Here is a 14374-nt window from a genome sequence, read left to right as displayed (position 1 = left end):
TTAGCTTATGCCACCCTCAGGCTCACTTTGGTTCTGAGCGCCACCATCACGACTGGCCAGGTACGCCTCAACTGCGGCACCGAGCTCATCGGCGTCGGGCAGTTCATCGTTATCGCCAGCCAAAAGGGAGCGTCGGGAAACACCGTCAGTGTGTTCGTCGTAGCGCTGTTCCAAGTTCGTCACGACCAAGGCGACCTCACTGGAGGCTGTCACCTGGTCAGTAATTTGACGCTCCACAGCCCGTCCAGCCTCACGCAGACGTTCGCTGGGCAGCATCAGCGAGGCCGCTGCACCCAGGTATTCCAATCCAGCGACGGCGGCGGGCGGATATTCGGCGTCGGACAGGTAGTGCGGGACGTGGATGGCATAGCCCACCACATTGCGGCCCGCGTCAGCCAGCTTGACCTCGAGAACGTGGCCAATCGCTGCCGGAATCTCCATGGTGGTCTTCCATGCCGAAATACCCTCAATGAGGTCCGGACGGTTGCCGTGAACCGTAGCCCCAATCGGGCGGGTGTGCGGCACGGGCATGGGCACCGAATGAACCCACGCCACCAGATTCACATCGAAGCGTTCCACCAAACCCAGAACAGCATCGCTGAAGCGGTCCCACTGTAGATCCGGCTCGCTGCCGTTCAAATACAAAAATGGCGTACCCAAAGCATCCACCATGCGGTGCAGCACTAAGGAGGGCGCCTTGTAATCGCTGAGCCGGTCTTCGGTAAACGTCACCCGTGGCCGGCGCGAGCGGTAGTCAATGAGATTGTCAATATCGAAAATGGCCACGGGATCGTGGGCCAGATGATCGTGAAGTTCACCGGCGACCTGAGTCACCACGTGGCCTGCATCAGAGGATCCAGTGAACCCCATGATCAGGTTGAGACCGCTAAGATCCTCGGCGGCCAGCAGCTCCTCATTCAGGGCATAGAGGGACTCAGGGGCGTGAAACGGGGCGTACTCAAAATTTTTCATGGTCTTCCTCAGCAGCTTATGACTCTGAACAGCACAACACCGCAGGCCCCCTGAAACATTCCGCGAACATCCTATGTGGCGCAGTGCATACAGTACGGCATGGTCTTTAGCAGTACTGCATGGTCTTTAGCAGCCCGGTGACGCTAGGACTTTACCTTGACCGCAACACAGCAGAGAAAGCTGCGGTGCAATGTGGACCGCTGAATGTAGCTGAGAATCAAACGCTGGGCTGGCGACCGGGCCAATCTGCAGGCAATCGTTTTGCGTTGGGGCTACGATCGAAAGCAGCGACACAGTTCATCAGTACTCCACAGTAAGGACAGTAATTTCGTGACTGCAAAAGAAGCCATCACCTTTCGCGCCATTAACACCGACTTGGCGAAGACCGCCTCCGACGCCTTGGTGATCGCTGTGGCCAAGAGCGCCGACGGCCCCGTCATCCTCGACGCGCCGCTGTCTCCGGCGGCTCTCACCTCCTTGAAAGCCTCACTGTCCGCCCTCGGTGTGACTGGTGCGGCCGATCAGATTGTGCGCCTTCCCGGGCTTCCGGACACCGGCGCTAAGATCTTGGTCTTGGCGGGAGTAGGTAAGGTCAAGGGCGCCACCGTCAGCGAAGAAGCCCTACGCCGCCTAGCCGGAGCCGCTACTCGCCAGCTGGCCGGGACCAACCATGTTCTCTTTGCCGTACCTACGACGGCGGTCACACATGTTGCCGCTCTCGCCGAGGGTGCCGCTCTGGGCGCCTACCAGTACGCCAGCATGCACACCAGCACGGCCGGCAAGCATGCTCCCGTGTCCAAGGTCACCATCTATTCAACGTTGGCTAAAGATCCAGAACTAGCCGCAGCATTGGAACGCGCCTCAGTTGTTGCCAAGGCTGTCAACGCAACCCGCACCTTGGTCAATGAGCCCCCCAGCAAGTTGTATCCAGCAACCTTTGCCGATGCAGCACGCGAACTCTCTAAGGGCCTGCCCGTCAAGGTCACTGTCTTCGACGAGAAGAAACTACTCAAGGACGGATGGGGAGGCATCATGGGTGTGGGCCAAGGTTCCTCACGCCCACCGCGCATGGTCAAGGTCGAGTACAAGTCCGAGCGCGCCCTAGCCACCCTTGCCCTCGTGGGCAAGGGCATCACCTTTGACAGCGGCGGAATTTCCATCAAGCCCGGCGCCGGCATGGTCACCATGAAATGCGACATGGCAGGGGCTGCTGCAGTGCTCAACTCCGTCCTTGCCGTCGCAGCTCTGGGACTGCGGGTCAACATCACTGGTTGGCTCTGCATTGCCGAGAACATGCCCTCCGGAACGGCGATCCGCCCCTCCGATGTCCTCACGATGCTTGGCGGCAAGACCGTTGAAGTGCTCAACACCGATGCAGAAGGCCGTCTGGTCATGGCCGACGGGCTTGTTGCCGCTTCTGCCGAATTCCCCGATGTGATCATCGATGTCGCCACCCTGACCGGGGCCCAGGTAGTAGCGTTGGGGCACCGCACGGCTGGCGTCATGGGCGATGAAGGCGTCAGCGCAGCGTTGAAGGCTGCCGCTGATCGCGCCGGCGAGCTGGTGTGGCCGATGCCGCTACCAGAAGAACTGCGTCCCTCCTTGGACTCACCCGTGGCTGACATGGCCAACATCGGAGAGCGGATGGGCGGCATGATGACTGCAGCTGTCTTCTTGCAGGAGTTCGTTGGCAAGGGCAAGGACGGGGAAATGATCCCCTGGGCTCATCTGGACATTGCTGGTCCCGCCTTCAACGAAGGATCCCCGTACGGCTACACCCCCAAGCAGGGAACCGGTATGGCAGTTCGTACCTTGGTGACCTATGTGGAAGACGTTGTGGCACGTAGCGCCTAGTCGCCACCTCCGCCCCTGTCCCGTCACAGCTGAGAAGGAACTGTGACACACCGCGGCCATCACTAAAGTGAGTATGACCACATTCGCCATAGTGTGACAGCTGTGACGGCGCAGGGCGGGACAACTAACGTAAGGTAAATAGCGAAAGTATTTGTCTTTGACTTCGAAGCTGTCAGGGCTGTTCCTTAAGAACTCCCAGACTTCTTTCAATAAATGATGAGATGACGCGACAAAGTGTGCGCGTCAACCGAACGCGAGGGAGCGTCTAAGTGGCCGAACAGGCAGCTGGGCAAGAATTCGATATTTTGGTTCTCGGCGGTGGCAGCGGCGGTTACGCAACTGCTCTGCGCGCAGTCCAATTGGGCATGACCGTAGGTCTTGTGGAGAAGGGCAAGTTGGGCGGGACCTGCCTGCACAACGGCTGTATCCCCACCAAGGCACTGCTGCACGCAGCAGAGGTAGCTGATCACGCACGTGAGGGCGCCTCCATTGGCGTCAACAGCCAGCTCAACGGCATCGACCTAGTAGGCGTGAACAAGTACAAAGACGGCATCGTCGCCGGCAAGTACAAGGGGCTGCAAGGCCTCATCAAGGGCAAGGGCGTCACGGTCATCGACGGTGAAGGCCGCTTGACCGCTCCCAACACCATCACGGTGAACGGCGTGAACTACACCGGCAAGAACATTGTTCTGGCCACCGGTTCATACTCCCGCAGCCTTCCGGGCCTGGAAATCGGCGGCAAGGTCATCACCTCCGATGAAGCCTTGACCATGACTGAGCTACCCAAGAGCGCCATTGTGCTCGGCGGCGGTGTCATCGGCGTTGAATTTGCTTCCGTCTGGAAGTCCTTCGGCGTTGAGGTCACCATCATCGAAGGTATGGCCTCACTGGTCCCCAACGAAGATGCAGCCATCATCAAGGTGCTGGAGCGTACCTTCCGCAAGCGCGGCATCAAGTTCAACACCGGTACGTTCTTCCAGGGCGTCGAGCAGACCAACAACGGCGTCAAGGCCACCTTGGTTGATGGCAAGACGTTCGAAGCCGATCTGATGCTCGTTGCTGTTGGCCGTGGCCCGTCCACCGCTGGCATGGGCTTTGAGGAAGCCGGAGTCACGATCGACCGCGGCTTCGTCATCACCAACGAGCGTCTGCATACCGGCGTTGGCAACATCTACGCTGTGGGCGACATTGTCCCCGGTATCCAGCTTGCCCACCGCGGCTTCCAGCAAGGCGTTTTTGTTGCTGAAGAAATCGCGGGCATGAACCCGGTCATCGTCGAAGACATTAACATCCCCAAGGTCACCTACTGTGACCCGGAGATCGCTTCGGTTGGTTTGAACGAGAAGCAGGCCAAGGAAAAATTTGGTGGCGAGAACGTCGAGACCATCGAGTACAACTTGGCCGGAAACGGCAAGAGCGCCATCTTGGGCACCGGCGGCATCATCAAGTTCGTCCGCGAAAAGGATGGCCCCGTGGTGGGTGTTCACATGATCGGCAGCCACATTGGCGAGCAGATCGGTGAAGCCCAGCTCATTGTGAACTGGGAAGCATACCCTGAGGATGTTGCTGCTCTGATGCACGCACACCCCACACAGAATGAAGCTTTGGGAGAAGCGGCAATGGCCTTGGCCGGACGCCCGCTCCACGGCTAGCAAAAAATAGTGCACCCGGCGCTCACGCCGGGTGCACTAAGCTACAAACACGACCTATTTCTAAGAATTTCAGGGCCATGCATCACCGTGCAGGCCCAGACAAATGCAGCGCATTAGAAGGAGAACGGGGACGAAATGTCTGAATCCGTGAACTTGCCCGCCTTGGGTGAAAGCGTCACCGAAGGAACCGTCACACGATGGCTCAAGCAGGTTGGGGACCGCGTCGAAGTAGACGAGCCCTTACTGGAAGTTTCCACCGACAAGGTTGACACCGAGATCCCGTCGCCCTTCGCTGGCATTCTGGAAGAAATCCTCGTACCTGAGGACGAGACCGCTGAAGTTGGCGCTACGTTGGCCCGTATCGGCACCGGCGAATCCGCCAGTACCGAAGCACCCGCCGCCGACGAAGTACCTGCTGAGGCTCCGGCCGAACCCGCAGCTGCTCCTGCAGCTCCCGCAGCAGCACCGGCTGAAGCAGCCGCTCCGGCAGGAGATTCCCACGAACTGGTGCTACCCGCCCTGGGCGAGTCGGTCACCGAAGGTACCGTTACCCGCTGGCTCAAGGCTGTTGGTGACTCCATCGAGATCGACGAGCCGTTGCTGGAAGTTTCCACCGACAAGGTTGACACCGAGATCCCCTCCCCCGTGGCAGGCGTCTTGTTGGAAATCCGCGTCCCCGAGGACGAGACAGCTGAAGTTGGCGGCGTACTGGCGTTGATTGGTGCCGCTGGTGCAGCCGCTCCGGCAGCCCCGGCCGCTGCCCCGGCACCTGTTGCCGAAGCTCCCGCTGCAGCACCGGCTGCAGCTCCGGCTCCTGCTGCTGCACCTGCAGCTCCGTCCGCTGCACCCGCAGCTCCCGCTGCTGCTCCGGCCGCTCCCGCAGCTGCTGCATCGGGATCAGAGTCCAATTATGTGACTCCCTTGGTTCGTAAGCTGGCCAAGACGCACAACGTTGACATCGCTACCGTCACCGGCTCCGGTGTTGGCGGACGCATCCGCAAGGAAGATGTTGTTGCTGCCGCAGAAGCCGCCAAGGCCGCTGCTGCCCCAGCCCCGAGCGCATCCGCAGCCCCCGCTGCCAAGGCTGCTCCCGCCGTCGTACCGTCTTCATTGCGCGGCACCACGGTCAAGGCTCCTCGCATCCGCCAAGTTATCGCCCGCCGCATGCGCGAGTCGCTGGAAGCTTCCACGCAGCTCACGCAGGTGCACGAGATCGACATGACGCGCATCGTGAAGCTGCGCACCAAGGCCAAGAACCAGTTCCAGGCCACCAACGGCACCAAGCTGACGTACTTGCCCTTCATTGCTAAGGCAGTCACCGAAGCGCTCAAGGTGCACCCCTCGGTCAACGGTGAATACAACGAGGAAACTCAGCAGATCACCTACCACAACGCCGAGCACCTCGCGATTGCTGTGGACACGGACAAGGGCCTGCTGGTTCCTGTCATCTCCAACGCAGGAGACTTGAACCTTGCTGGCCTGGCCGGCAAGATCGCCGATGTTGCCTCACGCACCCGCAGCGGCAAGATCGGTCCGGATGAGCTCTCCGGTGGCACGTTCTCCATCACGAACATCGGTTCCGTTGGCGCCCTGTTCGACACCCCCATCATCAACCAGCCCAACGTTGCCATCCTCGGCACCGGCGCGATCGTCAAGCGCGCAGTGGTTGTTGCTGACGCTGATGGTGATGACTCCATCGCCATCCGTCACATGATGTACCTGTGCCTGACGTATGATCACCGCTTGGTGGATGGCGCAGATGCCGGTCGCTTCCTGCAGACCTTGAAGTCTCGCCTTGAAGAGGGCGCATTTGAGGCTGATCTGGGCCTGTAAAACGTCCCTTGCATGAATGTTCGACGGCGGTCGGCGGCTTGGTTGATTCAAGTCGCCGGCCGCCGTTCTCATTTTCCTTCTCCTACTCCTACTCCTACTCCTACTCCTACAACGTTTTATGTCCTGTGTCTGGGGCTCCATTCGTCATGTTGGTCATCTTAGGCAGTCCTTGATAGACACTGTGTCAGTAAATTGTTTAAGCTGAAACTATGGACTTTTTACATTTATTTCTTGTGTTCTTGCATATTCTTGGTGCCGCCGCGATTGTTGGCGGCTGGCTCGCCGCTTTCAAGACCCCTACCGTTAGCCAGTGGCAGTGGATCGGTGCGTTGACTCAGCTCATCACCGGTTTGTTGCTGGTTGGTTTGGCTGAGATGGGCGATGGCGACGTCAACCATATGAAGATTGGCGTTAAGCTGGTCATCGCCTTGGTTATTGCCGTTGCTGCTTTCATTGGCCGCCGCAAGGTCAAGAACAACCAGGATGTCTCCAAGGGACTGGCTCACGCAGTGGGTGGCATGGCGTTTATCAACGTCGCCGTCGCTGTTTTCTGGATCTAGTCTTTGCTCTTATTCACGGCGCTTTTCGCCGTGAGCGCAGTTTCTCAACTGTTCTCACCCTGAAGGGCGCCGTGGGGCATTTAAGGCAATAGGGTGGAGGTGGATGTCCAGATGAATCCATCTGGTCCCGCTGTTTTTTCTACACCTCAAGGAGTTAACATGGCAGCAACACGTAACGCCCATGCAGGCTGGGTCGGAGACCTTCCTACTGGTAAGGGTCAAGTCACCTTGGACAGCTCAGAACTGGGCAGCTTTGATATCACGTGGAGGGCACGCACCGAAGCATCCGAAGGCAAAACCAGCCCCGAGGAGCTCATCGCTGCCGCACACTCGTCGTGCTTCGCCATGGCCTTCTCTCACGAGCTTGCTGGCGCCGGTTTCGCCGCTGACTACGTCAACACCAGCGCCGCCGTCACGTTCGTCCCCGGCACCGGCATCACCGGTAGCCACCTGACGCTTGCAACGAAGATCCCGGGCATCACCCAGGAGCAGTTCGACACCTTTGCCAATGGAGCCAAGGCTGGCTGCCCCGTATCAGCGGCTCTGGCCGGTGTCGAGATCACTCTCGAGGCAACACTAGAGGCCTAGAAACCTTCGGAACCTGGAGGAATAAGTGTGGGCGGCAACTGCGAGAGCGGTTGCCGCCCACACTTGCGCTGGGCGGCTTGGGGCCGTGACGTACTGCTGCGCTTCCGTGCTGCCGAACGTTGCCAGCCCACCCAATTATTGTCCGCTGGCGGCCCCCTTCGTCATCGGTGCGGCGTGAAGCACTTCTTGAATCTGCCACCGTAAGTCAACCTTTGTGAGGAGAATCTTCAGGTCTTGACGTTGCTCCGAGGGATAGTTGTGCACTAGTGCCCCATCTGCGTCCTGTTCCGCAAAGCTACTGGTGAGGATGGTTGCCTGCACGATGGCAGAGCTGCTGCCGTCCACATCGCCGCCAGCTACAGGTGGTGGGCTCGCGCTAATGCGGGCCTTTTCTACCGTGAACTCCAACCCTGTCAATCCGTGGCCGGAGGCGGTCAAGGCAGCCACTATGGCGGTGTCTGCGGCCAAGGCCGGCGAATACTCCCCATTGATGTGGCGCAGCAAGTTCTGATCTGCGTGGGATAGCGCAAAGGATCTGGCCCAAGCCAGTGACCGCAAGGCCACCTCCGGTTCTGGCGCCAGCAAACCTTCTTGGACCTCCGGGGGAAGGGCTGCAGCCCAGGGCAGCGACACGGCATCTATCTCCGGTTGCGGAATAGCCAATGCCGGAACCGTCGATGACGCTCCGTAGTTCAGCCCTCTATCCCCGTAAGAGGTAGGCGTGGGCCAGGCGCCACTCATCACCACGATCCCTACTACTGACGCACCCATCCCCAAAAGTACTACCAGTACTAGTGCCACAGCGCGGCCCCTGATCTGGCCCCTGACCTGGCCCCGAACCCCGCTGCTAACTCGGCCACCATTCCCGCCTTGGATCCCACCTGCGGCACTGGGCACTCCCGGTTCCCGGTGAGGCGCAGCTCTTCGTCCAGTCCTGCTAACTTCTCCACCGCTGATGCCGTCCGTTCGGAGAGGCGCATCCCCATTTCCCCATAGGGGAGCCAGGCTCTTGATTTTCCTCCGGCGAGAAAACCAGGTTGCATCCTTCATCGGTGCGCCATCCGCAAGACTGGCTCCGCGTCGCTGTAGCACTTTGAGCCATCTCCCATGACGCGCCCCGTTGCGCCTTTTGTCTTTTGCCTTGGCAACGCGCCGGGTGGGCAATTCAGGAAGGACGCTCGGGTGCACAGCATGGGCCAATATCACCGATTCGGCCCGGGCACTTCGATACACCGCTTGGGCAAAAGCGGCGGCCGTTGGACGTCGCACAGGGTCCTCCTGCAACCCCGCTTCAAGTGCCGCCACTAGCTCGCTGGGAACCGATTGAACCAGACTGGACAACGGAGGACGGTCCCTTGTTGCCGGGGGCGTCCGGCCTGTTAAAGCAAACCAACCAACAGCAGCTAGCCCATAGACATCCGACGCTTCATTCCGCTGCCCATCTGAGGGACAAAAGTATCCGGGCGTCCCCACCGACTGCCCCGCCGACTGACCCAGCACTCGGCTAAAGCCAAAGTCCGCGAGGTAGGGCTTACCGGTGGCACTGAGCAGGACGTTGCTGCTGGAAACATCACCGTGGTTGGCTCCGCGACCATGCAGAAACGCCAACACTTCTCCCATCGGGGTCAGGACGGTCACCGACTCCCCCACTGACAACGGGCCGCGTGCTCGCACAATTTGGCTCAAGGAACCACCGGCCGCGAACTCCATGATCAAGACCAGCGCGCCGCTGGTATCGGCCACAAGCCGGTGCACGGGAATGAGGTGGTCGTGCCTGAACTGTGCCAGCAACCGCCACTCCTGCGTGATTTGGCTCTCATTGTGACGCGTGAGCGAGCTGGCGTGAGCTCCTTGCACAGGAGTTGGTTCCGTCGAAAGGAACTTGGCCGCCACGGAAGCTGAACCGTCATGCGGGGACATGAGCCACACCTGACCCTGAGCTCCCCCACCCAAACAGCGCACGGGATCATAGCCAGCGATGCGCGGAGGCCGGTCCGGGTGCAGTAGCTTGGCAGATTTGGTAATGGTGTCCATGTATAAGTAGTAGTCCGCTTTGAGATTTCCTGCTTGAAGTTATCCACAGGCCCCACGTCATGACGAATTCCGATTTAGGCGAATATGCATAGTCCTCTAAAGTGACCTCTATGACTGTTGAGTTCACCGAAGTTGGATTAGCCCCGAATTTCATTGACTACGCCAGTGCCTGGGATCTGCAGCGTAGCGTCCACGACAACGTCGTTGCTGGCACTGCACCTAATACGGTGCTGCTCTTGGAACACGCGCCGGTGTATACAGCCGGCAAACGGACCGAGGAGCATGAGCGGCCCTTCGATGGCACACCCGTGATCAATGTGGATCGCGGCGGCAAGCTCACCTGGCACGGACCCGGCCAGCTCGTGATGTACCCGATCGTTCGCCTGGCCGATGCCCGCAGCATCCGGGCGTACGTCCATGCCCTCGAAGACATCATCATCGAGGTGTTGGCTCATTTCAAGATCGACGGCGTCCGTGTTGAGGGCCGCGCTGGCATCTGGCTTCTCGCCGATGACAAGGGGCCCACACGGAAAATCGCCGCGATTGGTATCCGCGTCCACGACGGCGTCACGATGCATGGAATTGCTATCAACGCCGACAACAGTCTGGCACCGTACAACCAAATCATCGCCTGCGGTATTCAAGACGCAGGCACCACCACGATGGCAGCGGAAACTGGCAAAGACATCACCCCGCAGGATTTGCTTACCCACGTTCAAGTGGCCACAGACAAATTCTTAGCACCCCTGATCACCGATCTTCAGCCCCACGGGGACACAACCGCCGAGGCCGTTGATCCGGCGCGGCCAGAAGGAGCATTGCCGTGACGTTGGCACCTGAGGGACGTAAGTTGTTGCGTGTTGAGCTGCGTAATGCTGCGGTTCCGGTTGAGCGTAAGCCGGAGTGGATGAAGACCAAGGTTGAGATGGGTCCGGAGTTCATTGCGATGAAGAACCTGGTCAAGGGTCAGGGCCTGCACACGGTGTGTGAAGAGGCTGGGTGCCCGAACATTTTTGAGTGCTGGGAAGACCGTGAGGCGACGTTCCTTATTGGTGGTTCCGAGTGCACGAGGCGTTGTGATTTTTGCCAGATCGATACGGGTAAGCCGTCTCCGATTGACATGTTTGAGCCCACGAAGGTTGCTAAGTCTGTGGTGCAGATGAATCTGCGCTACGCCACGGTGACTGGTGTTGCCCGTGATGACTTAGCTGATGAGGGTGTGTGGCTCTACGCTGAGACGGTCCGTAAGATTCATGAGCTGAACCCGAACACGGGTGTGGAGCTGTTGATCCCTGATTTCTCCGGTAAGCCCGAGCATATTACGGCGATTTGTGAATCGAAGCCGGAAGTTTTTGCGCACAATGTGGAGACGGTGCCGCGGATCTTCAAGCGTATCCGTCCCGCGTTCCGGTACGAGCGTTCCTTGGACGTCATCACCCAGGGCCGGGATCAGGGCATGGTTACTAAGTCCAACCTGATTTTGGGTATGGGTGAGACGCGTGAGGAAATCTCTGTTGCGTTGCAGGATCTTCATGATGCTGGGACGGATTTGATCACTATCACCCAGTACCTGCGTCCTTCCGAGCGGCACCTTCCGGTGGATCGCTGGGTCAAGCCGCAGGAGTTCATGGAGCTCTCTCAAGAGGCAGAAGAAATCGGTTTCTTGGGTGTCATGTCCGGGCCGTTGGTGCGTTCTTCCTACCGTGCCGGACGCCTCTGGGCCACAGCGATGCGGAAGAAGGGTTTGGACATCCCCGAACACCTCGCCCACATCGCTGAGGGCATTGAAGATTCCGGCCACACCCGCCAAGAAGCAGCCTCGCTACTCGCCGCACAATAATTCCCGTCAAACCCGCTAGAATTGAATTACTATGGCCAAAACTGACTCCGCATCCAGTAACACTGACGACACCAAGCGTTCTCTCTTCTCGCGCAAGCCCAAGGCTGATAAGCCGAAGAAGACCAAGAAGCCCAGCCGCATCAAGCAAATGGTGGACATCTTCAAGATGACCCGCAAGCATGATCCGATGGTCACATGGTTGATGATCGGCGCCTTCTTGCTGCCCATCGCCATTGCCTTTGGCATCGGCTTCTTGTTGGATAACTGGATCACTGGTTTGCTGATCGGTATTCCCTTGGGATTGCTGTGTGCGTTGCTGATCATGTCACGGCGCGCCGAGCGCGCTGCTTACTCGCAGATCGAGGGTAAAGCTGGTGCTGCCGGTGCTGCACTGAGCTCGCTGAAGAAGGGCTGGATCTTTGATGAGCAGCCCGCATCGGTAAACCCGCGCACCCAGGATGTAGTTTTCCGCGCCATTGGCAAGCCCGGCATCGTACTGGTCACCGAAGGCCCTTCAAACCGGGTCAAAGGACTGGTAGATGCAGAACGACGCCGGTTGAGCCGCATCCTGCCCAACGTCACCATCACCGTGCTTGAGAGCGGACGCGGCGAAGGCCAGGTCCCCATTGCTCAGATCACCAAGAAGATGGGCAAGCTCAAGAAGGAACTGACCAAAGTCGAGGTGAGCGCCGTCAACAAGCGCATCACCTCGATGGGTAATAAGCTTCCTATCCCCAAGGGCATCGATCCCTACAAAGCCCGTCCGGACCGTAAGGCCTCTCGCGGACGGTAGTCACTACAGCTGTGAGCTAGAAGTTAGAGCAAGAAAGGGCCCGGTGGGATCAACTCCCACCGGGCCCTTTGTGTCTGCTGCCCCGCCTGTCACCATCACCGTTGACCTCACGGGTCAACGCATCAGGGCCTCACGAGTGGACACAGCCATGCCATGAAAGGTCAAGTATCAGTGCGCGGAGACACGCCCGGCTAGCGGCGAATCAGGATTGACTTGATTGCCCGGTCGTGGAGGCCGCGATGATCTGCGTCGACGATGATCACGGGAAACACCAAACACACCAGGACCGCGCGAATCACGCCGTGAAGCAACGTTGGCTGCCTGCCGTTGAGCTGAACCACCTCAATGCCCATGATTCGGTGACCCACACTGTATCCGAGCATGCCAACCAGAAGCATTTGCTCGATCGCAAAAATGGCCAAAATGGCGTTAGGATTACCGCCAAAGAAGGCAGCTGCGATGAGGTACGACAAGCCCCAGTCGATGCAAATGGCAAGTATGCGTCGTCCTGCTCGGGCCATGGATCCAGGGCCAGATTCGGGTTGTCCCAAACGCTCGCCCGGAAATTTGGATATATTAGAAGTGTCCGGCCCACTGAGCCAAGAACCTATGTCTTTACGATCTACCACCTCTCCAGCCTACCGTTGCCGGGAAAAAGCCGGGCATCGGGCTCGACCGGAGGGGTTGTAACATGCCGGAAACATTTCTGACACTGTTGAGTAATGGCGCCATTCTAGGCTTATGCCAGTTAGACATGCACCATGGCCGCACCAAGCCGGCCAAAATCCCCAGCGCCAAGGAGCGTAGATGTTCAAGAACGCCGAAGAAGTACTCCAGTTCATCAAAGATGAAGACATAAAGTTCGTCGATATCCGATTCACAGACCTACCCGGAGTCCAGCAGCACTTCAATGTTCCAGCCAAAACCGTCGACCTTGACTTTTTCGTCAACGGCCAGCTGTTCGATGGCTCCTCCATCCGCGGGTTCCAAGGCATTGCCGAATCGGACATGCAGCTGATCCCAGATCCCAAAACGGCATTCGTTGACACGTTCCGCAAGGAAAAGACGCTTGCATTGAACTTCTCCATCGTCAACCCGCGCACTGGAGATCCTTACCACCGCGATCCACGCGGCGTGGCCGAAAAGGCTGAGGCCTACTTAGCATCCACCGGTATTGCCGACACCGCTTTCTTTGGTGCCGAAGCTGAGTTCTTTGTCTTCGACAACATTCAGTACGAGTCTTCACCTCAGGGCTCCTTCTATAAAATCGATTCCGAAGAGGCCTACTGGAACACCGGCCGCAAGGAAGAGGGCGGCAACCTCGGTTACAAGACCCCTCAGAAGGGCGGCTACTTCCCAGTGGCCCCGATTGATCACCAGGCTGACCTGCGCGATGCAATGAGTCTTGAGATGGATGCCGCAGGCCTTGAAGTTGAGCGAGCTCACCACGAAGTTGGTGCAGCCGGCCAGGCTGAAATCAACTACAAGTTCAACACGCTCACACACGCGGCCGATGATCTGCAGAAATTCAAGTACGTCATCAAAAACACCGCTTGGGCCTGGGGCAAGTCAGTGACGTTCATGCCTAAGCCCGTTTTCGGCGACAATGGTTCAGGCATGCACTGCCACCAGTCATTGTGGAACGGCGGAACTCCCTTGTTCTACGACGAGAAGGGCTACGCAGGACTCTCTGACATGGCTCGCTGGTACATCGGCGGCCTCCTCAAGCACGCCGACGCCGTCCTTGCCTTCACGAACCCGACCGTGAACTCTTACCGCCGTCTGGTCAAGGGCTTTGAAGCCCCTGTCAACATGGTTTACTCACAGGGCAACCGCTCTGCCGGTATCCGTATCCCGATCACTGGTAGCAACCCGAAGGCCAAGCGTCTCGAGTTCCGTGCACCGGACCCGTCGTCCAACCCGTACCTGGCCTTCTCAGCTCAGCTGATGGCTGGCCTTGACGGAATCAAGAACCGGATCGAACCCCCGGCTCCGATCGACAAGGACCTGTACGAGCTGCCTCCGGAAGAAGCCAAGGATATCCCCAAGGCACCGGAGTCCCTCGAAGCGGCCCTGATTGCTTTGGAAAACGACAACGAGTTCCTGCAGGCCGGTGGCGTCTTCACCCAGGACCTGATCGACACCTGGATCGATTACAAGCGCGAGTATGAAATTAAGCCGCTCTCGCTGCGCCCGAACCCGTATGAGTTCGAGCTCTACTACGGTTGCTAGGCCGCACGATTATTAA

12 protein-coding genes are annotated in these 14374 nt (G+C 58.7%); 9 read left to right on the top strand and 3 right to left on the bottom strand.

The genetic code is table 11. The features are described from left to right. Positions 1 to 972: a proteasome assembly chaperone family protein gene (locus tag ACX80D_RS05605; RefSeq protein WP_459321654.1), complete on the bottom strand. Its 972-nt coding sequence runs from the start codon at positions 970 to 972 to the stop codon at positions 1 to 3. A gap of 330 nt (positions 973 to 1302) precedes the next feature. On the opposite strand from ACX80D_RS05605, the gene ACX80D_RS05600 reads away from it, so the two are divergent. The 5 genes from ACX80D_RS05600 to ACX80D_RS05580 all read left to right on the top strand — a co-directional run bounded on the left by ACX80D_RS05600 (position 1303) and on the right by ACX80D_RS05580 (position 7459). After that, on the top strand, positions 1303 to 2826 hold the full coding sequence (locus ACX80D_RS05600) for a leucyl aminopeptidase (RefSeq protein ID WP_459321653.1): 1524 nt from the start codon (positions 1303 to 1305) through the stop codon (positions 2824 to 2826). A 269-nt stretch (positions 2827 to 3095) separates the two neighbouring features. Then, positions 3096 to 4478, top strand: coding sequence for a dihydrolipoyl dehydrogenase (lpdA, locus tag ACX80D_RS05595; protein WP_459321652.1), 1383 nt, complete (start codon positions 3096 to 3098; stop codon positions 4476 to 4478). Positions 4479 to 4613: 135 nt separating this feature from the next. Then, complete coding sequence (gene sucB, locus ACX80D_RS05590) at positions 4614 to 6311, top strand: 2-oxoglutarate dehydrogenase, E2 component, dihydrolipoamide succinyltransferase (protein WP_459321651.1); 1698 nt, start codon at positions 4614 to 4616, stop codon at positions 6309 to 6311. Positions 6312 to 6520: 209 nt separating this feature from the next. Then, complete coding sequence (locus ACX80D_RS05585) at positions 6521 to 6871, top strand: hypothetical protein (RefSeq protein ID WP_459321650.1); 351 nt, start codon at positions 6521 to 6523, stop codon at positions 6869 to 6871. 159 nt (positions 6872 to 7030) lie between these two features. Then, positions 7031 to 7459: an OsmC family peroxiredoxin gene (locus tag ACX80D_RS05580; protein ID WP_459321649.1), complete on the top strand. Its 429-nt coding sequence runs from the start codon at positions 7031 to 7033 to the stop codon at positions 7457 to 7459. A 135-nt stretch (positions 7460 to 7594) separates the two neighbouring features. Here ACX80D_RS05580 and ACX80D_RS05575 read toward each other — a convergent pair whose 3' ends face one another. Then, complete coding sequence (locus tag ACX80D_RS05575) at positions 7595 to 9493, bottom strand: serine/threonine-protein kinase (protein ID WP_459321648.1); 1899 nt, start codon at positions 9491 to 9493, stop codon at positions 7595 to 7597. A 110-nt stretch (positions 9494 to 9603) separates the two neighbouring features. Here ACX80D_RS05575 and lipB point away from each other — a divergent pair, with 110 nt between their 5' ends. Genes lipB through ACX80D_RS05560 form a run of 3 tightly spaced genes read left to right on the top strand, consistent with a single transcriptional unit; the run spans position 9604 to position 12126 of the window. Next, entirely contained in the window at positions 9604 to 10320 is a 717-nt protein-coding gene (gene lipB, locus ACX80D_RS05570; protein WP_459321647.1) for a lipoyl(octanoyl) transferase LipB, read from the top strand. Beyond that, entirely contained in the window at positions 10317 to 11333 is a 1017-nt protein-coding gene (lipA, locus tag ACX80D_RS05565) for a lipoyl synthase (protein ID WP_459321646.1), read from the top strand. Before lipB ends, lipA begins: the two co-directional genes overlap by 4 nt. Before the next feature lie 31 nt (positions 11334 to 11364). After that, positions 11365 to 12126 (top strand): DUF4191 domain-containing protein, encoded by a 762-nt coding sequence (locus tag ACX80D_RS05560; protein ID WP_459321645.1) that lies wholly within the window; start codon positions 11365 to 11367, stop codon positions 12124 to 12126. Positions 12127 to 12317: 191 nt separating this feature from the next. On the opposite strand, the gene ACX80D_RS05555 is transcribed toward ACX80D_RS05560, so the two are convergent. Beyond that, on the bottom strand, positions 12318 to 12755 hold the full coding sequence (locus tag ACX80D_RS05555) for an RDD family protein (RefSeq protein ID WP_459321644.1): 438 nt from the start codon (positions 12753 to 12755) through the stop codon (positions 12318 to 12320). Between the two features lie 178 nt (positions 12756 to 12933). Between ACX80D_RS05555 and glnA the strand changes: the two genes are divergently transcribed. Beyond that, positions 12934 to 14358: a type I glutamate--ammonia ligase gene (gene glnA, locus ACX80D_RS05550; protein ID WP_459321643.1), complete on the top strand. Its 1425-nt coding sequence runs from the start codon at positions 12934 to 12936 to the stop codon at positions 14356 to 14358. Positions 14359 to 14374: the final 16 nt, after the last annotated feature.

This window comes from Arthrobacter sp. Sr24 (assembly GCF_054511175.1).
This window is presented reverse-complemented; position numbering and strand designations above follow the sequence as displayed.